Source organism: Clostridium sp., from assembly GCF_036569345.1.
Taxonomy (GTDB): domain Bacteria; phylum Bacillota; class Clostridia; order Clostridiales; family Clostridiaceae; genus Clostridium_AD.
On sequence record NZ_DATCQT010000175.1, the window covers coordinates 34,338 to 57,602 of the forward strand.

21 protein-coding genes and 2 riboswitches are annotated in these 23,265 nt (G+C 31.9%); of the genes, 13 read left to right on the forward strand and 8 right to left on the reverse strand.

The window, feature by feature from the left end; translation table 11 throughout:
* Positions 1-27: 27 nt before the first annotated feature.
* Positions 28-132, reverse strand: a riboswitch (TPP riboswitch).
* Positions 133-329: 197 nt separating this feature from the next.
* The 5 genes from VIM70_RS17830 (at position 330) to hydG (ending at position 5,343) form a co-directional block, all read left to right on the forward strand.
* Positions 330-1,775, forward strand: coding sequence for an NAD(P)/FAD-dependent oxidoreductase (locus tag VIM70_RS17830; protein WP_331947131.1), 1,446 nt, complete (start codon positions 330-332; stop codon positions 1,773-1,775).
* A gap of 28 nt (positions 1,776-1,803) precedes the next feature.
* Positions 1,804-2,349: a carbonic anhydrase gene (locus VIM70_RS17835; RefSeq protein ID WP_331947132.1), complete on the forward strand. Its 546-nt coding sequence runs from the start codon at positions 1,804-1,806 to the stop codon at positions 2,347-2,349.
* Between the two features lie 38 nt (positions 2,350-2,387).
* Positions 2,388-3,251, forward strand: coding sequence for a polysaccharide deacetylase family protein (locus VIM70_RS17840; protein WP_331947133.1), 864 nt, complete (start codon positions 2,388-2,390; stop codon positions 3,249-3,251).
* A 317-nt stretch (positions 3,252-3,568) separates the two neighbouring features.
* Entirely contained in the window at positions 3,569-3,826 is a 258-nt protein-coding gene (locus VIM70_RS17845) for a TM1266 family iron-only hydrogenase system putative regulator (RefSeq protein WP_331947134.1), read from the forward strand.
* Positions 3,827-3,924: 98 nt separating this feature from the next.
* Positions 3,925-5,343, forward strand: coding sequence for a [FeFe] hydrogenase H-cluster radical SAM maturase HydG (gene hydG, locus VIM70_RS17850; RefSeq protein WP_331947135.1), 1,419 nt, complete (start codon positions 3,925-3,927; stop codon positions 5,341-5,343).
* 101 nt (positions 5,344-5,444) lie between these two features.
* Here the strand turns inward: hydG and metA are convergent, their stop codons facing one another.
* The 4 genes from metA to VIM70_RS17870 all read right to left on the reverse strand — a co-directional run bounded on the left by metA (position 5,445) and on the right by VIM70_RS17870 (position 8,825).
* A complete protein-coding gene (metA, locus tag VIM70_RS17855) occupies positions 5,445-6,362 on the reverse strand; it encodes a homoserine O-acetyltransferase MetA (RefSeq protein WP_331947136.1) in 918 nt (305 codons plus the stop codon).
* A gap of 68 nt (positions 6,363-6,430) precedes the next feature.
* A complete protein-coding gene (locus tag VIM70_RS17860; protein ID WP_331947214.1) occupies positions 6,431-7,720 on the reverse strand; it encodes an O-acetylhomoserine aminocarboxypropyltransferase/cysteine synthase family protein in 1,290 nt (429 codons plus the stop codon).
* 115 nt (positions 7,721-7,835) lie between these two features.
* Positions 7,836-7,943, reverse strand: a riboswitch (SAM riboswitch).
* Between the two features lie 78 nt (positions 7,944-8,021).
* Positions 8,022-8,480 (reverse strand): YbaK/EbsC family protein, encoded by a 459-nt coding sequence (locus VIM70_RS17865; protein WP_331947137.1) that lies wholly within the window; start codon positions 8,478-8,480, stop codon positions 8,022-8,024.
* A 144-nt stretch (positions 8,481-8,624) separates the two neighbouring features.
* On the reverse strand, positions 8,625-8,825 hold the full coding sequence (locus VIM70_RS17870) for an ATP-binding protein (protein ID WP_331947215.1): 201 nt from the start codon (positions 8,823-8,825) through the stop codon (positions 8,625-8,627).
* 148 nt (positions 8,826-8,973) lie between these two features.
* Here VIM70_RS17870 and VIM70_RS17875 point away from each other — a divergent pair, with 148 nt between their 5' ends.
* Positions 8,974-9,576, forward strand: a complete 603-nt coding sequence (locus VIM70_RS17875; RefSeq protein WP_331947138.1) for a hypothetical protein — start codon at positions 8,974-8,976, stop codon at positions 9,574-9,576.
* A 253-nt stretch (positions 9,577-9,829) separates the two neighbouring features.
* Positions 9,830-10,300 (forward strand): Cys-tRNA(Pro) deacylase, encoded by a 471-nt coding sequence (gene ybaK, locus VIM70_RS17880; protein ID WP_331947139.1) that lies wholly within the window; start codon positions 9,830-9,832, stop codon positions 10,298-10,300.
* A 93-nt stretch (positions 10,301-10,393) separates the two neighbouring features.
* Here the strand turns inward: ybaK and yjeM are convergent, their stop codons facing one another.
* Positions 10,394-11,905 carry a glutamate/gamma-aminobutyrate family transporter YjeM gene (yjeM, locus tag VIM70_RS17885; RefSeq protein WP_331947140.1) on the reverse strand — a complete coding sequence of 504 codons (1,512 nt, stop codon included), beginning with the start codon at positions 11,903-11,905 and terminating at the stop codon, positions 10,394-10,396.
* A 280-nt stretch (positions 11,906-12,185) separates the two neighbouring features.
* On the opposite strand from yjeM, the gene VIM70_RS17890 reads away from it, so the two are divergent.
* Positions 12,186-13,541 (forward strand): pyridoxal-phosphate dependent enzyme, encoded by a 1,356-nt coding sequence (locus tag VIM70_RS17890; RefSeq protein WP_331947141.1) that lies wholly within the window; start codon positions 12,186-12,188, stop codon positions 13,539-13,541.
* A gap of 78 nt (positions 13,542-13,619) precedes the next feature.
* Here VIM70_RS17890 and VIM70_RS17895 read toward each other — a convergent pair whose 3' ends face one another.
* Positions 13,620-14,129, reverse strand: coding sequence for a DUF2179 domain-containing protein (locus tag VIM70_RS17895; protein WP_331947142.1), 510 nt, complete (start codon positions 14,127-14,129; stop codon positions 13,620-13,622).
* Between the two features lie 268 nt (positions 14,130-14,397).
* Between VIM70_RS17895 and VIM70_RS17900 the strand changes: the two genes are divergently transcribed.
* The gene (locus VIM70_RS17900; protein ID WP_331947143.1) at positions 14,398-15,822 is read left to right on the forward strand and encodes an MFS transporter; all 1,425 of its coding nucleotides are present in this window, start codon (positions 14,398-14,400) and stop codon (positions 15,820-15,822) included.
* 62 nt (positions 15,823-15,884) lie between these two features.
* Here the strand turns inward: VIM70_RS17900 and VIM70_RS17905 are convergent, their stop codons facing one another.
* Entirely contained in the window at positions 15,885-16,460 is a 576-nt protein-coding gene (locus VIM70_RS17905) for a hypothetical protein (protein ID WP_331947144.1), read from the reverse strand.
* Between the two features lie 154 nt (positions 16,461-16,614).
* A complete protein-coding gene (locus tag VIM70_RS17910) occupies positions 16,615-17,703 on the reverse strand; it encodes an XdhC/CoxI family protein (protein ID WP_331947145.1) in 1,089 nt (362 codons plus the stop codon).
* A gap of 288 nt (positions 17,704-17,991) precedes the next feature.
* Between VIM70_RS17910 and VIM70_RS17915 the strand changes: the two genes are divergently transcribed.
* From VIM70_RS17915 to VIM70_RS17930, 4 genes are all read left to right on the forward strand, one after another.
* Complete coding sequence (locus VIM70_RS17915; RefSeq protein WP_331947146.1) at positions 17,992-19,221, forward strand: aminopeptidase; 1,230 nt, start codon at positions 17,992-17,994, stop codon at positions 19,219-19,221.
* A 349-nt stretch (positions 19,222-19,570) separates the two neighbouring features.
* Positions 19,571-21,052 (forward strand): spore germination protein, encoded by a 1,482-nt coding sequence (locus tag VIM70_RS17920; protein WP_331947147.1) that lies wholly within the window; start codon positions 19,571-19,573, stop codon positions 21,050-21,052.
* A gap of 8 nt (positions 21,053-21,060) precedes the next feature.
* Positions 21,061-22,155, forward strand: a complete 1,095-nt coding sequence (locus VIM70_RS17925; protein WP_331947148.1) for an endospore germination permease — start codon at positions 21,061-21,063, stop codon at positions 22,153-22,155.
* Positions 22,152-23,264 (forward strand): Ger(x)C family spore germination protein, encoded by a 1,113-nt coding sequence (locus VIM70_RS17930; protein WP_331947149.1) that lies wholly within the window; start codon positions 22,152-22,154, stop codon positions 23,262-23,264. The genes VIM70_RS17925 and VIM70_RS17930 overlap by 4 nt, the downstream gene beginning before the upstream one ends.
* Position 23,265: the final 1 nt, after the last annotated feature.

Sequence of the window (23,265 nt, forward strand, 5' to 3'; positions counted from 1 at the left end):
TTCTCAAAGGAATATAGCTAATGTATTTATACATCATAACCGCTTTCCTCCGCTGGTATTATCCAGATCAGGTATAAGGGTTAATGAATTTTATATTCATATCTCAGCCATAAGGCACCCCTAGCACATATATTATTATTTCTCTTTAATTATATAGCAGTATATTACATTTTACAATCGGTTTTTGGATTCTAGTATTAAATTGCTAATATTTTAAAATTTATAAAAGGTTATTTTAGTGAAAATATCTATTATAATACAAATATTTATATTATAATAGATACTAACTAAGATTAAGTATTCACAATATGTTGAGAGGTGATTTTTATATGTATGATGTAATTATTATAGGGTCAGGAGTAGTAGGAGCAGCCATAGCAAGGGAACTTTCAAGATATAATATAAAAATAGCAATTTTAGAAAAAGAAGATGATGTAGCAACAAAAGCGACAAAAGCTAATAGTGGGATAGTTCATGGTGGATATGCTGCAAAGTATGGTACATTAAAGGGAAAATTATGTGCAAAAGGAAATAAAATGTATGGTAAACTTGATAGTGAATTAAATTTTGGGTACAGAATGCCAGGAGCTTTGGTGATTGGGTTTGACGAAGAAGATGAGAAAAAAATTAATGAGCTTTTCGAGAATGGTCTAAAAGCGGGATGTGATGATTTAGAGATTATAAGAGGAGACAGGTTAAAAGAAATAGAGCCAAACTTAAGTCACGAGGTAATTGCGGCACTTTATGCTAAAAGCGTAGGAGTAACATCACCTTACGAATTTGCAATAGCATTAGTAGAAAATGCAATAACTAACGGTGTAGAATTAAAGCTTGAGAATGAAGTAATATCTATAGAAACTTTAGAAGAAAAATTTATTGTTCATACAAATAAGGAAGATATTGAAGCAAGATATATTATAAATGCTGCTGGACTTCATAGTGATAATATAGCTAATATGGTAGGAATAGATTCTTTTAAAATACTACCTAAGAGAGGGCAATATATTCTAATGGGAAAAGATCAAGGGCACCTTGTAAATACTGTTATTTTCCAAGTGCCTACAGATAAGGGGAAAGGAATACTCGTAACTACCACATACCATGGTAATTTTATGATAGGACCTGATGCGGAGCAGGTGAGTGATAGAGATGATGTATCAACTAGCGCTCAGACTTTAAAAGATGTTATTATCGCAGCTAGAATGTCTATACCTAATTTTAATCTATCTAAGGCCTTGACTACTTTTTCAGGTATAAGAGCTACCAGTAGTACAGGTGATTTTATTATTGAGGAGAGCAAAGTTAAAAGGTTTATAAATGTCGCTGGAATAGATTCACCAGGACTTACATCATCACCTGCAATTGCAGAGATGGTGGTAGATATACTTAAAGAGTCAGGATTAAATCTTACTCGTAAGAATGATTTCAATCCACAAAGGAAAGGGATAGTGGTAAAAAAGGATAAAAATTTTGATGGGAAAGTAAACCATGAAGATCCATCAAAAAACATAATATGTAGATGTGAGTCGGTTACAGAATCTGAAATTGTAGATGCTATTCATAGAAATATTCCAATTAATTCTACAGATGCTATTAAAAGACGTACAAGGGCTGGAATGGGACTTTGCCAAGGGGATTTTTGCAAAAATAGGGTTGTATCTATAATAGCAAGAGAATTAAATATTAACGAAGATAAAGTAAGCCAGAGGGGAAGTAGTATTTTAAAGCCACCTGTAAAACCAGAAATAAAATTAATTAGGAAATTAAAATATTAAATAAAAACAAAATTAAGGAGATAATAATATGGATAGATTAATAAAGATAAATACTAAAGATGATATATTTGATAAATATAAAAATACACCCATCAGTGTTTTATTAGAATACCATAATTTAAGCACACCGTATGAAGCAGTAAGTAGTCCACAAATGTTAATTGGAATGTGTATGGATAACAGGAAATACCTGCATATACCAAATAACTTTGCATATATTATTCGTTCTGGTGGAGGAACACTACGTTTTAGTGAATTTAAGGTTTCATATTCAATCGCAATAGGAGGAATTAAAACTATTGCTCTTATTGCTCATAATCATTGTGGAATGGTTAATTTGATGTCTAAAAGGGAACAATTTATTCAAGGACTTGTTGATATTGTAGAATGGGATAGACAAAGAGCAGAAGATCATTTTATGAATTTTGCCCCAATGTTTGAAATTGATAATGAAATAGAGTTTGTTTTAGAAGAAGCTATGCGGTTAAGAACTAAATACCCTAATATACTAATAGCTCCTCTTTATTATAACTTAGATGACAATTTGCTGTATTTAGTTAAAGAGAACCAGTAATATTATATTAGTTAACTAAATTTAATCAAGGAGGAACTATGAAAAAAAACATATATTTAATATTTTTATTTGCTATTTTAATTTCTTTTTCAGGATGTTTTAGTAGTAAGAATAATGTAACTCAAAAAACAAAATTAGTTACACCACCACCTGTAGTTGAAAAAATAAAGCCTGCTGAGGTAGTTAAAGCTCTATTAAAACCAGATTTTGATAATAATGCTGTTATGATGGCACCTAGTAAGAGTGTACCAGTTCTAATGTATCACTCAATTTCATATGAGAAAGATAATCCTATTCGTCTTCCCGTTAAAATATTTGAGCAGCAATTAAAATATCTAAAAGATAATGGGTATTATACTATTTCACTTGAGAATTTATATGAATACTTCATGACGGATACAAAAATACCAGAAAAATCTGTAGTTCTTACGTTTGATGATGGCTATAAAGATAATTATACAGCCATGTTCCCTGTACTTAAAAAATATAATTTTAAAGCAACAATTTTTGTTATTACGTCCAGTATTGATAAATATCCAAACAGTATGACTTCTGAGCAACTTTTAGAAATGGAGAAATATGGAGTTGATATAGAAAGCCACACTGTAAATCATGAAAATTTAAAAGACCTTTCAAAGGAAAAGCAATTGGCAACTCTAATCAAATCAAAAAAGGTTTTGGAAAAAATGCTAAATAAAAAAGTAAACTTTTTTGCATACCCTTTTGGTGGTTACAATGCTAACGCTATTGAAGCTGTAAAAGAAGCAGGGTATATAATGGCCTTCAGTACTGATGGTAGATGGTCTTCAAAATCAGATGGTATATTGCAATTACATAGGGTATATATAAGTTCATTTTATGACATGGAAGAATTTAAAAATAGGGTTACTAATCCTAACTAATAATTTTATTTTAAAAACAAAATAACCATTTATTGCTTTTTGATATAAGTAGTGTTACGGTATAAGTAAATCTTAGGTTAATGATTAAAGATTTTGTGATTTATACTATACCTCTCGAAAAGTTATATAACAAATTACATTTACAAAGTTATCGTTCTGAGTGCATGAGGGTTCGTCCCGAGTGAGAAGGCGAGAGAATAGTTGTATTATTACAAAGAGTATACCAGTTAGTGGTGCATCTTTGATTTTACCATACTATCCTTGTGCCTTTTTGGTACAAGGATTTTTTTAATTTAATAAAAGAAAGGATTTTTTTAATGGAGACAAGAATTGCTTTAATTGGAATTATAGTTGAAAACAAAGATGCTGCTCCAAAACTTAATGCTATTCTTCACGAATACAATGAGTACATCGTAGGTAGAATGGGAATTCCATATCAAAAACGTAATATTTCTGTAATAAGTGTAGTAATGGATGCGCCGAATGATGTTATTAGCGCCCTATCAGGTAAACTTGGAATGTTACCACATGTAAACATCAAAACACTTTATTCAAAAGTGCCGACTTTAGAATGATAGAGACATAATTAAATCACTATAAATGGTTTATGAGTTATAAATGGAATGAAAGTTTTGTAAATTAAAAATATTAACAATAAAAAGGAGATTATGTTATGTATGATTCTAAGTCTAAAAACGCAACAGAGTTTATTGATGATGGTGAGATTCTATCAACCGTTGCCTATGCTAAGGAAAACAAAAGAAATCGTGAATTGATAGACAGTTTGATAGAACGTGCAAAAGACTGTAAAGGATTAACTCATCGGGAGGCTGCTGTACTTCTAGAATGTGATTTGGAAGATGAGATAGAAAAAATGTTTAAAGTAGCAAAAGAAATTAAGCAGAAGTTTTATGGCAACCGTATTGTCATTTTTGCTCCACTATATCTTTCAAACTACTGTGTAAATGGGTGTGTGTATTGTCCTTATCATTCTAAAAATAAAACGATATCTCGTAAAAAACTTACGCAAGAAGAAATAGTGCAAGAGGTTATAGCACTTCAGGATATGGGACACAAGAGATTGGCTTTAGAATCAGGAGAAGATCCTATTAATAACCCAATAGAATATATTTTGGAAAGCATCAAAACCATTTATAGTATTAAGCATAAGAATGGGGATATCCGTAGGGTAAATGTAAATATTGCGGCAACAACCGTAGAAGAGTATAAGATGCTTAAGGAAGCAGGAATTGGTACCTATATACTTTTCCAAGAAACTTATAACAAGAAAAGTTACGAAGAGCTACACCCAACAGGACCAAAACATAACTACGCATATCATACTGAGGCTATGGACCGTGCAATGGAAGGCGGTATCGATGATGTGGGAATTGGAGTTTTATTCGGTTTAAACATGTACCGATATGACTTTGTTGGCTTGCTTATGCATGCAGAACACTTAGAGGCAGCTAAAGGTGTGGGCCCACATACAATTAGTGTTCCACGTATTTGCCCAGCAGATGATATTGATCCTAATACATTTTCAAACTCAATCTCCGATGAGATGTTTGAAAAAATTGTTGCCATTATTCGTATAGCTGTTCCATACACTGGTATGATTGTTTCCACACGTGAATCAAAAACTACTCGTGAACGTGTTCTAGAACTAGGTATATCTCAGGTAAGTGGAGGTTCATGTACCAGTGTTGGAGGATATGCTAAAGTAGAAGCTGAAGATGATAACTCAAAGCAATTTGAAGTAACTGACACCCGTAAATTAGATGAAATTGTAAATTGGCTTTTGGAAATGGGGTATATTCCAAGCTTTTGCACCGCTTGTTATAGAGAAGGGCGTACGGGTGATCGTTTTATGAAACTTGTAAAGGCAGGTCAAATAGGAAACTGCTGTCAGCCAAATGCACTTATGACACTTAAAGAATATTTAGAGGATTATGCTTCCGATGATACTAGGAAAAAGGGTGAGGTGTTGATTCAAAAGGAGATTCCTAATATAAAAAATGATAAGGTTCGTGCAATTGCAGTAGAGCATTTGAAAGAGCTTAAGGATGGAAAAAGAGATTTCCGTTTCTAAAATTAAGAAAGGTATAGCAAAAATTAAATTTGCTATACCTTTTGTTTTGCTATGCCTTTTGAAGAGTATATATGAGAATATTTTATCAGCAACTGTTTGTGTTATTCTAAATATACCAAATTGTAAGGTGTTTCCTGATAAACATAATAATTTAACCAATTTGAAAAAAGTAAATTTGAATGACCTCTCCATTTTACAATAGGTGTTTTTGATGGGTCATCCTTTGGATAATAATTTTCTGGAACGTTTATATCTAATCCATTTGCTATATCCCTGTCATATTCTTTTTTTAGAGTTAATGGATCATACTCTGAATGTCCAGTTATAAAGATTTGGCGTCCTTTTTTTGCTAATATAATGTAAATTCCTGCTTTATCAGATTCCGATAATATTTCAAGCTCATCTATTTTATCAATATCATCTTTTTTTATTCCAGTATGCCTTGAATGTGGAGCATAAAATTCATCATCAAATCCGCTCAAAAGTTTAATGCTTTTCTGTGTTATTTTATGTTTAAATACTCCAAACATTTTGTTATCAAGTTTATGCTTTTGCACTCCATAGTGATAATAAAGACCTGCTTGAGCACCCCAACAAATATGCAAGGTAGAGTATACATTGCGAACACTCCATTCCATGATTTCTTTAAGTTCCTCCCAGTAATCCACTTCTTCAAAAGGAACAGATTCAATTGGAGCTCCAGTTATTATCATTCCATCAAATTTTAAATCTTTTATTTCTTCAAAAGTATTATAAAACTTAATTAAATGTTCCTCAGATATATTTTTACTTGCATGGCTTTTGGGGTGAAGAAGCACTATATCAATTTGCAATGGAGAGTTACCAAGAAGTCTTAAAATTTGCGTTTCAGTTTCAATTTTTGTAGGCATCAGGTTTAAAATAATAATTTTCAGTGGCCTAATATCCTGATGAAATGCGTTATCTTCTGTAATAGTAAAAATATTTTCATTACTTAAAGTTTTAAACGCTGGAAGATTGTCAGGTATTTTTATTGGCATTTAGAACCTCCTTGTATGAAGGCATCTTATAAAAAAAATCAGGTAAGATGCCTAAGTTCTACTTTGAATTATTTAACTGATTTTTCTAGAGCTTGATTTAAATCATATATAATGTCATCTATACCTTCAACCCCAATTGAAAGCCTTATAAGATCTGTGGTAACTCCTGCAGCCTTCTGCTCTTCTTCATTAAGTTCTGCATGAGTTGTGCTTGATGGGTGAATTACTAAAGATTTTGCATCTGCAACATTTGCAAGGAGAGAGAATAACTCTACACTGTTAATGAATTTCTTCCCAGCTTCAAGTCCACCTTTTATTCCAAAAGTGAATATTGATCCTGCACCTTTTGGTAGATATTTTTTAGATAATTCTTTATATTTACTCCCTTCAAGTTCTGGATAATTTATCCATGAAACACTTGGATGATTACTTAAAAATTCAACCACTTTCCTAGCGTTTGAAACATGTCTCTCAACTCTTAGTGACAATGATTCTAGTCCCTGAAGGAACAAAAATGCACTCTGAGGACTAAGGGTTGCACCTGTATTTCGGAGTAGTTGAACTCTAGCCTTTAAAGCAAATGCTGGAGCACCTAAATCAGCGTAAACTAATCCATTGTAACTTTTATCGGGGGTTGTAAAATCAGGAAATTTACCACTTGCTGCCCAATCAAATTTTCCACCATCAATTATTATTCCACCAATAGTTGTTCCATGGCCACCTATAAACTTTGTTGCGGAGTGGATAACAACATCAGCACCATACTCAATTGGACGGCATAAGAAAGGAGTTGCAAAGGTACTATCAATAATAAGTGGTATTTTATTCTCGTGGGCAATATTTGCTACTGCCTCTATATCTAAAACATTTATTTTTGGATTGCCTATTGTTTCTCCATAAAGTGCTTTTGTCTTACTTGTAATAGCCTTTCTAAAGTTTTCAGGATCATCTGGGTCAACAAATGTTACGTTAATTCCAAGTTTTCTAAGTGTTACATTAAATAATTCATAAGTACCACCGTATAGAGTACTTGCAGCTACTATTTCATCACCGCAGCTTGCTACATTAAGTATTGAATATAATATTGCTGACATTCCTGAAGCTGTAGCAAGTCCTGCCACGCCACCTTCAAGAGCAGCAACTCTTTTCTCGAAAACATCTGTAGTTGGATTCATTATTCTTGCATAGACATTTCCTTCTTCTTTTAACTGGAATAAATTTGCTGCGTGATCTGCATTTTTAAATACAAAAGATGAAGTTTGATAAATGGGAACTGCTCTTGAACCTGTAGTAGGGTCTGCAACTTGGCCTGCATGTACTTGTAATGTTTCAAAACTTAATTTTCGCTCGCTCATAATATAATCTCCTTTTGTTATAATTATTTTGTCCTAAAATAAAAGCTGCTATCCTATAAGGATAGCAGCATGATTAACTTTAATAAACAATAAAATTGTATAATAAAATTTGCTAACATCCTTATCTTTCAGATTTTACAATCTGATGGAATTGACACCATTGCATTTTAAAAATGCTGGTTGTCGGGCATCATCGGGCCAGTCCCTCTGCCGCTCTGGATAAGTTGTATTTAGTTATTAGTGACTAGTATATTACTGTAAAAGGCAATTGTCAATGCTTTTCAGAATATTTGATAAAATTAATTTATTTACAAACATCAATAAATATCGCATGGGTAAGTTCTTGCATTTTTAGTGGTTCAATTTTTAATGCAGTAAATGCTGACCCAGCAGCTGGATAAACATAATCAAATTTCTTAAGGGAAACATCTAAATATACTTCAATAGGAGTTAATAGTCCAAATGGACATACTCCACCTACAGGGTGACCTGTTATTTCAGCAACTTCATCGTGTTCGAGCATTTTTGCTTTTGTATTAAAAAAGTCTTTATATTTTCTATTATCTACTCGTGCATCACCTTTAGTAACAATCAGAATAGCTCTATCTTTAAGACGAAATGATAATGTTTTTGCAATCAAAGCTGGTTCAACCCCTAAGGCTTTTGCAGCAAGGTCGACAGTAGCACTGCCTTCTTCAAGTTTTATTATTGTATTTTCAAGTCCGTTTTCTATAAAAAAATTTTTGACACTTTCAACACTCATAAAAAAGCCTTCTTTCTTTAATTCTTTTAGTAAATTAGATTTAAAGGCTATGATAAAGCTTTTATTGAATATTGTCAATAGTGAAAACAGTTATGTTTTTATTATATCATGTGTCATAATTTTTTAAACTCCTTTTAAGAATACTTATGTTTTTGACAAAGGAATAGTGAAAGTAAACTCCGAGCCCTTCCCGTTTTGACTGGATACATAAATCAAACCGCCATTTTGCTCTATGAGTTCTTTACAGAGTACTAGATCAAAACCGGTACCTTTTTCACCTTTAGTGCCGCGAATTACATTATTTTTATTTAAATCGAAAAGAGTTGCTATCTTCTCTTTAGGCATTCCTACCACAATGGAGAAATCACTATAGAAAGTACTTACGGCTATTTTTAGAAATTTAACACGAGTACTAACTTAAGATATATTACTATTGTAACAAAACAGTAGAATAAGAATAATATAAAGTATAAATATTATTTTGGAGGTACTTATGTACGATTACCGTTGTAAAAATTGTGAAAATTATGGACAGTGTATGCCCATGGCCAATATGCCAATGATGAATATGCCAATGATGAATATGCCCATGGAGAATATGCCAATGATGAATATGCCAATGGAGAATATGCCAATGATGAATATGCCAATGGAGAATATGCCTATGATGAATATGCCCATGGAGAATATGCCTATGGATAATATGCCTATGATGAATATGCCTATGGATAATATGCCCATGATGAATATGCCTATGATGAATATGCCTATGAGTGAAGAAGATGATGAAGATTTAAAGAGCATGTATCCTATGGTTTATATTATAATACATCCAATGGTTAAACATCATTACGATATGATGGTAGCAAAACATGGTAAAATGTATTGCCCTGGTAAGGATGAATTGGATCATATTTGTAAAGAAATAGCTGAGAAATATAAAGAACATCATAGGAGCAATGAGGAAGACAACGATGATGATTGTAATGATGATAATATGAGAGAAAGAGGTAGACACGGCAGTGGAATTCAAAATTTAGCTAAGATACTTCTTATAGGAAGTCTACTTGGAGGAAGAAATTATTACGGATGGTAGCATTAATATCCTTGTAGTGCTTGGTAAAATGAGCTAATTTTTAATTTTATCGACTAATGACTGCTGAAATATATTTCAGTAGTTATTTTGTCGTTAGAATTGCAACGACCTAGGTGATAATTTGATCGATTTTATAAAATACTCATTATACTATATTGGTATAATAGTGCATAAGACACTGAAAGAGTATATAATAAAGGGAGCTTTGAAGTTTACTTTTTAGTATAAATATATTTAATTAAAGGGGAATACAATGATAAAAACAAATGTTATGCGAATTTTAGATAAAATAAATATAGAATATGGTGTTATAACTTATGAAGTTAAAGATAATAAAATAGATGGAGTATCAGTGGCAAATAAGATAGGGAGAGAAGAAAAATATCTTTATAAAACTTTAGTGACACATGGAATTTCTAAAGAAGTTTATATTATAGTGATTCCAGTTAGAGAGGAAATAGACTTTAAAAAAGTAGCTAAAGTAACTAATGAGAAGAGCGTAGAAATGTTAGATTTGAAGGATTTACAAAAGTATACGGGATATGTTAGAGGTGGGTGTTCACCCATAGGAATGAAAAAAAAATATAAAACATTTATTGATAAAAGTGCTCTTGAAATAGAAAAGGTAATTGTAAGTGGGGGCAAAATAGGATTTCAAATAGAAATTAACGCAAATTTGTTAAAGGATATTGTAGATGGTGAGTTTGCTGATTTAATAAAGTGAACTAAAAAGGATGATTTCAATTTATAGAAATCATCTTTTTAATTCATCACTGAATTATTAAATTATCAATAATAAAGGAGATATTATATAATTTTACGTATTTAGATTTTTCTTTTCATAGAAATAATACATTAAGAATGCAACGAATGCAAAGAATATTGGACCAGCAACGCTCCAAATTGTTATGGATAAATTTCCTTCTAATGCCGGTTGTAGTATTGAAAAGAAATTCGCGAATCCAACAGTGAACATAACTACTACTGTCCAGATTATAGCACTCTTATCAGTTTTAAACATTTCAAAAGGTTTAATAATATCTTTATTTTTCTTGAATGGTATGAAAGCATATGCTATAAACAAGTATGGAAGAGTCATAGCCACATTCGTCATTGCCACTAAAACATCAAAGAAGCCTGACATAGTCTCTCCACCAAAGGAAATAAGAGCAATCATAACACAAACTATTACAGCTTGAATCCACATAGCGTATTGAGGCATTCCGTTTTTCATTTCTGCCAATCTCCCAGGCCATAATTTAGCTGGGGTACCTTCAATTAATTGTTTTAATGGAGCGAACATTAATGTAAAGAAAGCACCTGCTAAAGCTAAGAACATTGAAATCCCAACAAATCTTGCTACTCCATGTGCCATAGCTAATGACATAGCTTCGTTTGCTCCAAATGCTTTGCCAAGTGCATATCCTAAGTTGCTCATTACAACATAACCAACATTACCTAAGTGAACGCTCTTGATATTCATAACATTTTGCCAATTAGTAAATATACCAACCAGGAATATACCAAGTGAGTATCCAATTGAGATAATAACTGCGGAAATAACAACACCCTTAGGGAATGTTTTTTCTGCATTTTCTGTTTCGTCAACCAGGCCTCCAACAACTTCTATACCACCATAAGCAAATAAAGCAAATACTATAAATGCGAAGGATGAAATTATATTTCCATTATAAGCAGGATCTGGTGAAGCCGTGAATGAACTAAGTCCAATTACTGGTTGAGCTAAATGGCCATGATTTCCTATAAGTACGGCTATAGCTCCAACAAATAGGACTATGTTTAATGCTGCAACAGCAGTGCCACCTAGTGAAGTTACTTTCTTAATTTTTTCTAATCCTTTAGTTGATACATACGTAACAAGTATTATCCAAAGAATTCCAAGTATTCCTAGAGTTTTAGGTCCAGTTAGTCCAGTCATTCCAAATAATGACCAAGTTTGTGTTGTATCTTTACCAAATATTGCATTTGAAATTGGTACCCAAACTCCTGATGCAACGTTAACCATCCAAACTACATAAGAGGCATACCACATGAACGTTCCCATAAAAGCAAATTTAGGACCTACTGACTTTGCCATCCATGAGTAAATTCCACCCTTTTCATCCTTAAATGCTGCACCAAACTCGGCCATCATGAAAGCAAAGGGAATAAAGAATGTTATTCCTGATAATATGAACCATGGAATTGCAGCATAACCCATTTTATAGAATGATCTTGGGATGTTGTTAAATCCATAAACTGATGTGAAAATCATTAAAACTAAAGCCACCAATGTTAAATGTTTGGTTTTTATCGTTTTTTCTGACATATTTTTCTCCTCTCAGTGTAAGCGTTTAGAATTATTTATTACTTACTATATAATTATATATGAAACGACAAAAAATTCAATATATTTATTAAAGATTGATTAAATTTTTGCTATTTATTAAATGAAATTCTAACCAGCTTTTGCAGTTATGGACTTAAAATGTTATATTGTATATAATGTATAAATATAGCTCAGTAAAATGGGCGTTCTAACTCTAAAGGTTTAAAATAGGTTAGAATGTTTTTTTATAAGATTACAATTAAGTATTAAAGGAGATAATATGCGAAAAAGTGGAAGAACACCGTTAATGAGAGCAAAAAAAATTGAGAAGGCATTAGGTATCTCAGAGATATATTTGAAACTTGAAGGAACTAATCCGTCAGGACATAAATATGACCGTATTTCAGAAATTTTAGTGAAAGATGCAATTGCTACTGGCTTTAAACAAATTTTAGTTGATGGGTCTGAATGCTACATAAAATCGGTAATGTTATTTGCAAAGTTAAGTGAACTCGAGGTGAAGGTTCCTCTATTTAAACAAGAAAAATGGAAAATGTCACATTTGGATAAAGATATTTTATTGGATTTACGAGGTAAGAAAAATACAATTACTCGCTTACAACTAAGAGATCTAGCAGAAAAGAGTAATATGTATTTAATGTGCGAGTGGAGTTTAAACAACATTATAAGTCATCTTGTATTGGAAGACATGACTAAAGAGTGTTTGGAACGTATGGATTTTAAGGTTGATACAATTACGCTACAATTAGGACTAGGATATACACTCTCAAGCGTTTATAGCGGACTAATAAAAAGTTGGGTACATGAAGAATTAAGTAAGTTACCTCAATTAATATGCGGTGCTAAGCCATTATGGCAGGAAAGTTTGGATGAATATGCTAAGAAAATGAATATAACGCAAATGGAAAGCAATAATCTAAATGACATTAATAAAATGGACTTGAATTTACCTGGAAGACATACAGAAATAGTTGAAACAATTATGAAAATTGTTATGGAAACACGTGTATCTATGGTTGATATTGAAGAAGAAGATTTGAAGCACGCAGCTACAATGCTACGTGAACTTGAGGGTGTTATGGTTTCAAGAAAAGAATCATATGCAATGGCAGCTTTTATAAAAAAATCAAAACAAGGACTGCTAAGTAATGGGAAACATTTGATTATTCTAAACGATGCAAGAAGTGAAATCGATGTATGTGAAATTAAAAGTTTTAATGAAAAAAGCAAAGATGATTTAATTGAAATGACGCGTACATGGCTTGCGACTTATAATGATTCGGTGGGAGAGACCGTGGATGCTATAGAAAAAGCTATGAAAGAAGGATTTTTGCTAGTAGCAAAACGAAATGGGGAAGAACAGGGAATATGTATTGTTGTAAGCATGGGATTCAAACGGTTCATTCCAACTTATCATCTAGCATATATTGGTGTTAAGCCAGGCAATAAAGGCCGAGGTGTGGCATCTGAACTGATTGGTCGTGCAATAGAATTGACAGATGGTAATCTGTCCCTTCACGTAGATCTTGACAATAAACGTGCAAAAAATCTATACCGTAAAATGGGATTCAACCATGTTTATGATCGTATGATATATAATCATCCAAATGAATAAGTTAGTTAATTGAGGCAAATTACTGAAATATATTTCGGTAATTTGCCTCTTATGATTTTGTACGTATGAGTTTAAATTTTATTTTCTAATACCATAACCACCATAAATAGTTCTGGTATCTACAAGCGAAATAACAGCATTTATATTTGAATTTTGTATTAGTTTTAAAATCTCAGATTTTCTTTTTCGTTTAACATGTAATATAAGCATTTTTTTTTCTTCTTTTAACCCTTCTGCATCTACAAGTGTAACGCCTACATTGTCTGCTCTTAATATTTCAGCTAATATTTTTCCATCTCTAACAGACACTATTGCATTTATGGTCATGAGTCCTAGTGCTAGTTTTTCTTCTAGAATACAACCTATGTAATTTCCGCAAGCAAAGCCTAATGCATAAGCCACCATTTTTAATGGTGCTTCATTTATTCCTACAAGCATTGTACCAATTACATATAACCATATAAGTACTTCGAAAAAACCTATAATAGAACCATAGAATTTTTCACCGCGAGTTATAAGTACTGTTCTAATTGTAGTTAAAGAAACCTCAACTATTTTAGCAAAAAAAATAAGCATAAAACTAAACATACGCAGCCCCCTTTATAAAATATTTGTTGCTTGTACGTTTTCTATTATATATATACAATATTGCTCCATTTAAAAGGGCTTTACAAGGCTTAATATTAAAAGTTTATATATAATTAATTAATAGAATATTTTATTTGTAATTTAAACAACTATTTTAAAGTCGGATTTCATAAGTTTAGGTGTTATAATTACTTGTCATAAAGTTGATAGTTGACAAGTCAACGAAATTTACTTATATTTAGTGGAAAAGGGTAAAAGGGGAATGAAAATGGATTCAGTAAATAATAGCAATAATAAAAATAGATGGATGATTTTATTTATAGTTGTAATGGTAACTTTTATGTCTACATTAGATGGGAGTATTGTAAATGTAGCTCTACCTGCTATGGCTAAGTCTTTAAATGTAACATCCGCGGGTATTCAATTGGTAGTAACAAGTTATTTAATTATAGTTTCAGCAACTATATTAGTTTTTGGGAGACTGGGAGATATAGTTGGTAAGACAAAGGTATTCAAGTTTGGAATTGCTATATTTACAATGGGTTCTATATTTTGTGGAATAACAAGTTCACTTTCAGGTTTAGTTATAGCTAGAGTGATACAGGGAATAGGAGCCGCGGGTACTATGGCCAACAGTCAAGGGATTATAACCGCAGTATTTCCATCAAATGAAAGAGGTAAAGCGCTAGGAATCACAGGAACCTTCGTGGCGCTTGGAGCAATGGCAGGTCCAGCACTTGGAGGATTTATAGTGGATGCAAGTAGTTGGGAATATATATTTTTAATAAATGTTCCAATCGGTATAATAACTTTATTTTATGCCTTAAAGATTCTTCCCAAAGGGCATAAAACAGAAAGGGTAAAATTGGATGGCCTGGGGGCAATATTATTTATGTTTGCTATAGTTCCTTTATTTGTATCTCTAGGAAAAGGGCAAGAGGTTGGATTTACTCATCCAATAATTTTGGTAGGGTTTTTAATAGCACTTATATCTTTCATAACATTTATTATGGTAGAAAAGAGACGTGAAAATCCTATTTTACAATTAAAAATTTTTGAAAATAAATTATTTTCGCTTAGTATATTTTGTGGATTTCTATCCTTTGTGGCCATATTTTGTTCAAATATTATTCAACCTTTTTTTCTTCAGGATGTTCTTAAGTACTCACCTGCATTTACTGGATTAATACTTATGATTTCTCCTTTAGTTTTGTCCGTAGTGGCACCGATTAGTGGACATTTATCAGATAAAATAGGTTCGGAAATTCTAACTTTTATTGGTCTTGTGGTTACGAGTTTTGGGTTACTGTTAATGTCAACTTTTAATGAGCATTCAAGTATATTAGAAATGGTGTTATTTATAGCGGTTATGTCTCTTGGAAATGGTTTATTTCAATCACCTAATAATTCGCTCATAATGTCCACAGTTCCAAGAGATAAGCTAGGCATTGCAGGAAGTATAAATGGACTTGTAAGAAACTTAGGAATGGTTTGTGGAATAGCTTTATCCACTTCCCTCTTGTATAACAGGATGAGTTATAAAATTGGTCATCGTGTAACAAATTATGTAGCTTCCAGGAATGATGCCTTTGTTTATGGTATGAGGGTTGTATATATAACTGCAGCTGCTATTTGTATGCTGGGTGCAATTTTAACTTTTTTAAGATTATATAGAAGTAAAGCTAAAATATAGTGCCATCCACGTGGCAAGTGGCATCTTTTAAGATACCACTTGTCACGTGGAAGGTACTTTTTTTATTTTTTTAGTTCCTGTTTTCCAGTCACTTTACTTTTAGCATCCATTTTGAATGTAGATTTAGCTGTATCAGTAGTGAAATATACATTTCCGTCAATTGTAGCATCTTTTAATTGAAAATTGCTTGCTGAAATATAAAGGTCACCTTTGAAAGTTCCATGTTCTATACTTCCCATAGGACTTTTAAAAGTTAATTTTGGCGCAGTCAAAATGTATCTAGCGGTAACAGTATGTTTTGCATCTTGAGCGTATAGAGCTATCTTACGTTGCATAATATCTTTACCATTAGCATCTTTTTTGCCGTTTTTATAATCACCCTCAACTACAAGAGGCTTATCAATAGATAAATCCTTTGTTATTGCAATAATCCATGTGCCCTTGTTACTAATAGCTTTTTCAAAAGCAGGTATTGTGTTTACTATTGAGGCTGTGGTTACTACATTTGGGGTCGTTTGTTTTGGAACTATTGTCGTCGGTGGTGTGGTTGTTTTTGGTGGTGTTACAGGTTGCTTAGCACAACCTACAAATAATACTGTTAATAGAGCCGATGTTATTAATATAATTTTTGATTTCATAATGAGTCCTCCTTGTTAGTAAAATAATTTTTACTTTAAATTTAGTATAACCAAAACAATAAAAATTATATTAGATAAAAAGGCAAAAAAAAAATAAATAACAGTCAATATATTAATACATTTTTGACTGTTATTTTTTTTATTTAACTTGTACCTATTTCTTAAAAGATTCTATCAATACTTCCATTATACCTCCACACACCATTCCCTCATCTTCAGCAACGGAACCTGTCATATCTACTGTTTCAATTTGATATCCACCATTCCTAATTACATCACGAGCGATAATAATTACTTCACCTTCACTACATCCTCCGCCAATACTTCCTAAAGTTTTACCATTACTCCACACAAGCATTTTTGCTCCTTCTTTTCTTGGCACTGAGCCTTTTGTGGAGATTATCGTAATAATTGCCATTTGGTCATCTTCATCGTGACTTAGCTCCGTTAGTACGTTTCGGTCAAATTCCGGCCAAGTAGATTTTATAGATTTTTTACTTCCATTGTTTATATTAATAAGTCTTTTATAACTAATGACCTGAGAAATAATTGCGCAAGCTATTTCCGGTGGGGTAATTGCACCTATATCTATGCCGATAGGTGCATTTACTTTGTCTAGCCTGTCCTTAAGAAAACCTTCATCAAGTAATTGATTCATAGCTCCATGAACTCTGCGTTTTGAACCAATCATTCCGATATATGCAGTGTTGTATTCTAATACTTTCCTAAGGCAATCCATGTCATGCCTATGACCTCTTGTTACAATTACTACAAAAGATGACTCGTTTAAATTAATCAAGTTAAAGCATTTATCAAAGCTCTCACAAATAACATTTTCAGCCTTAGGAAACCGCATACTATTGGCGAATGATGGCCTATCATCTATAACTGTTACGCTAAATCCTACTAATGCGCCAAATTCAACTAAGGGCATTGCAATATGACCACCACCAAATACTATTAGATGAGCTTCAGGAAAATAAGGTTCAATTAAGTATATTTGCTTATCAGAAACTTTAACAAATTGAAGATTTCCAGTTTGTAGAACATATTGAACCTTCTGGTAAAAATTTTCATCAAAATCGTAATTATTATCATGGTTATGTAAATCCTCTTCAGTAAAAATAATTTTTTTTACTGGAGGGTTATCCTCAAGGTCTCCATTAGGAACAGTTGAAACCATAGCTGCCCTTTTACCTGCATCCACAATATTAAGCAATTGTTTATAAATGCTTGAACTCATATTATCTACTCCTTTTTTTAATTTATGTCTGTAGTTATAGTTTATATAAATAATAACCTATTGTTAGTTATTCTTCAATTACTTTACATAATTTTATCTAAATATTTCATCAAATTGTTTATATTGGAGTGATATTTTTCTTAACTAGTTTTTTATGGTATAATTTTCTTATACTAAATGAATAATAAATAAAGTTAAAGAATCATCTAACATATATAAATTGTGGAAGGAAGTGAGTATTTAGTGAGTTTGTGTATTAGTTGTACACTTGTTTACTAAAGACAAATTATGAATAATGAATTATTAGAAAAATATGCTCTTTTATTGATTAAGACAGGAATTAATATCCAAAAGAATCAAATACTTGTTATCAATTCTCCAATAGAATGTGCTGCATTTACTAGAATAGTTTCTAAAATTGCATATAAAGAGGGCGCTAGGGATGTAGTTATAAATTGGAGAGATGAACTATCATCAAAAATTAAATTTATGAATGCTCCAGAGGATGTATTTTCAGAATATCCAGAATGGCAGAAAGATTTTTACTTATCAAATGCACGAAATGGTGCTGCTTTCTTAAGTATTTCAGCATCTGACCCTGAGCTTATGAAGGATGTTAATCCACAAAGGATGTCTAAAGCGCATAAGGCTGCAAGTACTGCAATTAAAGAATATAGAGATAGGCTTATGAGCAATAAAAATGTTTGGTGTGTTGCATCAATCCCAACTATTTCCTGGGCAAAAAAAGTGTTCCCAGGCTTATCAGAGGATGAAGCAATGGAGAAACTATGGAATGCTATATTTAAAACAGTAAGGGTCGACACAAAGGATCCTGTTGCTTCATGGGAAACTCATAAAAACAATCTAAAGAAAAGTATGGATTTTATGAATTTAAATAACTTTAAATATTTACAATACAAAAATTCATTGGGTACTGATCTTAAAATAGAGCTTCCAGAAAATCATTTATGGCTTGGAGGATCAGATTTTACACCTGAAGGCATTGAGTTTATAGCTAATATGCCAACAGAAGAAGTATTTACGCTTCCTAAAAAAGATGGGGTTAATGGAGTAGTATTTAGTTCAAAACCTCTAAACTATAATGGTAATTTAATTGAAGAATTTTCAATTACTTTTAAGCAGGGAAAAATTGTAGATTTCAAAGCAAAAAAAGGCAATGATATTTTAAAGAGTATTATTGAAACTGACGAAGGATCTAATTATCTTGGTGAAGTAGCATTAGTGCCATATAATTCTCCAATATCAAATTCAAACATACTATTTTATAATACACTATTTGATGAAAATGCATCTTGTCATTTAGCTATAGGAAAAGCATATCCAGTATGCATAAAAAATGGTGAAAATTTAAGTGATGATGAACTCGCAGAGCAAGGAGTTAATGATTCATTTGTACATGAAGATTTTATGGTAGGTACAAAAGACTTGCAAATAATCGGGATTACAAAAGAGGGGAAAGAAATACCAGTGTTTGAAAATGGGAATTTTGCGTTTTAAGAAAAATATTTTAAATAAGTAATGTAACCTATAAAACTTCGGTTTTATAGGTTTTTTTATTTGCTTCTAGCGCATTAATTATCTATTACTTTTATTTTTTAAGATATAAAGCTAGGGGGAATCAGTATAAATAATGTTGATAAACTTATCAATTTATATTGCAGTAAAGAGCATGGTGTATATTTAAAATCTATTATTGAACTGTAATTGAAGTTAAAATTAACATTGGATAAATAAAGTGGATATTTTAAAAAATATGAGAGAAACTACGTAATATAGAGATAAAAGTTGGAGTATCAATTTATAATTTTAAACGCACTTATTTAGAAAAAAGGACATGGTGATTTCAATGGAAAATGGAGATCTAGATGGAAATATAGATTTAATTAGGAATGGGTTAGGCAAGCAAAGTTCTATGGTGGTAAAGCATTTTTATATTGGTAGGGATCAGCCTTTAGAAGCTGCTATTATCTATGTCAATGGAATTACAGACAAGGATATTATTGATAGAGATATATTAAATCCTCTGATGATTCATATAGGAGAAAATTTGAATGGAATGGTAAACATAGGAGATTATCTTTGCAAAAGATATATTTCCATGAGCAATACATCCGTAGAATTAGATCTGAATGTGGTGCTTAAAGATCTTAAAAGAGGAAAAACTGCAGTGCTAATAAATGGCGCTTCAGAAGTAATAATAGCTGACACTACAGGGGGTATGCAACGGGCTATTATGGAGCCTATGAATGAAACGGCAGCAAAAGGTCCAAGAGATGGTTTCGTAGAAAATTTAGATGTAAATATTAGCCTTATTAGGAGAAAAGTCAAAGATAAGAACCTCACCATTGACTTATTTAATGTAGGAAGTAGATTGCAGAGTGACGTGGCAGTGGTGTATATAAACGATATAGCAGATAAACAGGTATTAGAAGAATTAAAAAAGAGAGTAGAAGCCATTAATGTAGATGCTGTACTTTCAGCGGGGAAGCTTGAGCAATTTATTGAATCCTATGCTTATTCAGTTTTTCCACAAGCCTTCAGCTCAGAAAGACCAGATAGAGCTATTGGAAATATGTTAGAAGGGAAAATAATTGTTCTTGTTGAAGGAACACCATTAGTACTTATATATCCAGCAATATTTATGCAATTTTTTCAGGCTGTGGAGGATTATACTGAAAGAACTGTCATATCCTCTTTTGTAAGACTTCTTAGGATTATGGCAGCGATTATTGTTATTACTTTACCTTCTTTTTATTTAACACTAATAAAGTTTAATGTAGAACTCATACCCATAAAATTTGTCACCCCTATTGTTCAATCAAGAGTAGGAATTGCTTTAACCCCTTTTTTAGAGATTTTTGCTATGGAGATAGTTGTAGAATTTTTAAGAGAAGGCGGCTTAAGGTTGCCCACTAAAATAGCCCAAACATTAAGTTTAGTAGGCGGTATTATTATAGGCGATACAGCAATTCAATCTAAAATGGTGAGTCCTACCACCTTGCTTATAGTGGGAGTCACTGTAATCAGTACCTTCTTAATTCCTAGTTATGATATGTCTCTTTCCATCCGTATTCTACGGTTCCCCATGCTGATGTTAACAAATATTATGGGTATATTTGGAATAGCTATAGGGTGGTTTTTAATTTTAGTTCATCTTTCCTCTTTAGATAGTTTAGGTGTACCATATTTTGAGTTTCATAAAAGTGACTTAAAAGATACTTTTATTAGAGCACCATTGTGGAAAATGAACAAGAGGCCAGAGGTAACTCCAAATCAAGACTCAATAAGGCAGACGGATTTTAGAAATAAGTTTAAGAAAAAAAGGTAGTGAATAAAATGGAAGGAAGCTCTAATAAAAAACAAAGTTACTTAACGGTAAGTCAGTTTGCCCTTATTATCTTCGGTGCAATTGTTGGAGTTGGTATTCTATCGCTTCCAAATGGTGTAGTAAAAACCGCTCATCAGGATGGATGGATTTCCACTTTAATTGGGGGGATATACCCTTTGTATGTTGTAATGATAGCCAGCTATATAGGCAAAAAATTTCCTAATGTTAGCATACTAATTTTAAGTAAAAAGTATTTTGGTAGATTTTTCGGAAGTACCTTCAATTTAATTTTTGCAACTTATTTTATTTTTGTTGCATCAATGATAGCTAGTTATTATTCCAATTTAGTACGAACTTATATGGTGGGATTTTTAACCCCCATTAAGATCATAGGTATCCTATTTATCTGCATTATTTATGCGACTTCTAGAGGTTTGAAAGTAATAGGAATAATTAGTGAAATTTCCTTTTATCTTACAATTATTCTCATTTTGTCACCTATAGTAGCGCTACGGTATGCTAATATGACAAATATTTCTCCTGTATTTGGCTCTGGTTTTAGTTCAATAGCAAAAGGGACTTTGAAATCTGTTTTCGCTTATTCAGGAGCGGAAATAATCTTACTGATCTATCCCTTTCTAAAAGAGAAAAATAAGATGCTGATCTCTTCACTTATAAGTGTAACTCTGGTTATAGTTATGTATGTATGGTGTGTTTTTGTAACTACATTTTATTTAGGACCGGATATTGTGAACAAAAATAATTGGTCTTTTTTATTGGTGACAGGAAGTCTGACCATAACAGTAGTCAATAATTATAGATTTATTTTTATATTTTTGTGGAGTTTAATTGCATATAAAAGTATCAGCATTAACTGTTATGCAAGTATATATATTTTAAAACAGTTTGCACATAAAATAGAGATTAAAAAGATTTACTTTTTTATGTATCCACTACTTGTATATTTAGCTCTTAAGTTTGGGAATGAAATAAGTAGGCAAAACATTAGCGATAATGTTATACCCTGGTATAGCATATTTAATTTATTGTATATGACGGCGATTGCATTATTTATATCTTTTAAGGGAGGAGGTAAAGCTTGAACAAGAAAAAATACTTCATCATAATCATTGGTATTTTTATTAGTGTATTTATTGCGCTTGGGCAAGAACGGATTCCTATCGAAGGGTTAGCGATTATTACTGGCATTGGTTATGAAATAGAGATAAAAGGTGAAAATGTCATTGAATATAGTGTACCAATTAGTACAAATGTTTACAAATCCAGTGGCATGCAAGTTAACTTGTTGTTTAAAGAGCAAGGGCAAAATTTAGGAGAAGTAATTCAGAAAAGACAAGAAAAAATGGATAAAAAGTTTGTCCAGGGACAGGAAAAGGTAGTTTTGATTAGCGAGGATTATGCCCGGTATGGTTTAAAAACTTTGATAGAGGAAAGATTTAGAAATCCAGAAACAAACGATATGGCCTATATGGCAGTATGTAAAGGAAAAGCAGAGGATTACCTAAATTACAAGGTAAAGGGATATAGCAACTCTTCAGAGTATTTAGGGGGGCTTATAGAATCTTCTGTTAATTACAATTTTTTTTCTGACGACGAAAAGCTAATAGATGCATATGTGAGGATTGGAGCAGAGGGTAGGTGCCTGGTGATTCCATATATAGACATAACAGAAGAAGGGATAGAAATCATTGGTATGGCTATTTTTAAAGAGGATAAAATGATAGCAGTGGCAGACACAAAAAACAGTAAAATCCTTAATTTATTAAAGAACGATAATGTAAAAGGGGTAATATCTTTACAAAAGAGTCCTAAAGAGTATATTGATTTTGAAGCAAAAATTGGTAAAAGAAAGGTGAAATGTTATAAGCAAGGGGATAAATATAGTTTCAATATTGATTTAAAACTCACAGGTACAGTTATAAATAATGAAATGTATGCTAATATGCTAAAGGATATAAAGAAAAAAAAAGAATTTGAAAAAGATATTGCAAAAAGTATAGAAAATCAATGTGATGATTTTATAAAAATAATGAAAAGTGATTATAAGGTAGATTGTATTTCACTTGGCAGAGAAGCTGCTGCCAAGTATGGAAGGCAGAAAATAATTGATTGGAATGAAGTGGTTTCCAGTGCTGACATTAAAGTAAATGTAGTTGTTAAGGTGGATTCACAGGGTAGAGGAGATTATTAAG

Bases quoted from the DNA above. Each gene is read 5' to 3' on its own strand.
- VIM70_RS17870 (WP_331947215.1), bottom strand. From the start codon at position 8,825: ATGCCTAAAGAGAAGATAGCAACTCTTTTCGATTTAAATAAAAATAAT.
- VIM70_RS17900 (WP_331947143.1), top strand. From the start codon at position 14,398: ATGGATTCAGTAAATAATAGCAATAATAAAAATAGATGGATGATTTTA.
- VIM70_RS17890 (WP_331947141.1), top strand. From the start codon at position 12,186: ATGCGAAAAAGTGGAAGAACACCGTTAATGAGAGCAAAAAAAATTGAG.
- VIM70_RS17845 (WP_331947134.1), top strand. From the start codon at position 3,569: ATGGAGACAAGAATTGCTTTAATTGGAATTATAGTTGAAAACAAAGAT.
- yjeM (WP_331947140.1), bottom strand. From the start codon at position 11,905: ATGTCAGAAAAAACGATAAAAACCAAACATTTAACATTGGTGGCTTTA.
- VIM70_RS17925 (WP_331947148.1), top strand. From the start codon at position 21,061: ATGGAAGGAAGCTCTAATAAAAAACAAAGTTACTTAACGGTAAGTCAG.
- VIM70_RS17835 (WP_331947132.1), top strand. From the start codon at position 1,804: ATGGATAGATTAATAAAGATAAATACTAAAGATGATATATTTGATAAA.
- VIM70_RS17905 (WP_331947144.1), bottom strand. From the start codon at position 16,460: ATGAAATCAAAAATTATATTAATAACATCGGCTCTATTAACAGTATTA.
- VIM70_RS17865 (WP_331947137.1), bottom strand. From the start codon at position 8,480: ATGAGTGTTGAAAGTGTCAAAAATTTTTTTATAGAAAACGGACTTGAA.
- VIM70_RS17915 (WP_331947146.1), top strand. From the start codon at position 17,992: ATGAATAATGAATTATTAGAAAAATATGCTCTTTTATTGATTAAGACA.
- ybaK (WP_331947139.1), top strand. From the start codon at position 9,830: ATGATAAAAACAAATGTTATGCGAATTTTAGATAAAATAAATATAGAA.
- VIM70_RS17875 (WP_331947138.1), top strand. From the start codon at position 8,974: ATGTACGATTACCGTTGTAAAAATTGTGAAAATTATGGACAGTGTATG.
- metA (WP_331947136.1), bottom strand. From the start codon at position 6,362: ATGCCAATAAAAATACCTGACAATCTTCCAGCGTTTAAAACTTTAAGT.
- VIM70_RS17830 (WP_331947131.1), top strand. From the start codon at position 330: ATGTATGATGTAATTATTATAGGGTCAGGAGTAGTAGGAGCAGCCATA.
- VIM70_RS17920 (WP_331947147.1), top strand. From the start codon at position 19,571: ATGGAAAATGGAGATCTAGATGGAAATATAGATTTAATTAGGAATGGG.
- hydG (WP_331947135.1), top strand. From the start codon at position 3,925: ATGTATGATTCTAAGTCTAAAAACGCAACAGAGTTTATTGATGATGGT.
- VIM70_RS17910 (WP_331947145.1), bottom strand. From the start codon at position 17,703: ATGAGTTCAAGCATTTATAAACAATTGCTTAATATTGTGGATGCAGGT.
- VIM70_RS17895 (WP_331947142.1), bottom strand. From the start codon at position 14,129: ATGTTTAGTTTTATGCTTATTTTTTTTGCTAAAATAGTTGAGGTTTCT.
- VIM70_RS17840 (WP_331947133.1), top strand. From the start codon at position 2,388: ATGAAAAAAAACATATATTTAATATTTTTATTTGCTATTTTAATTTCT.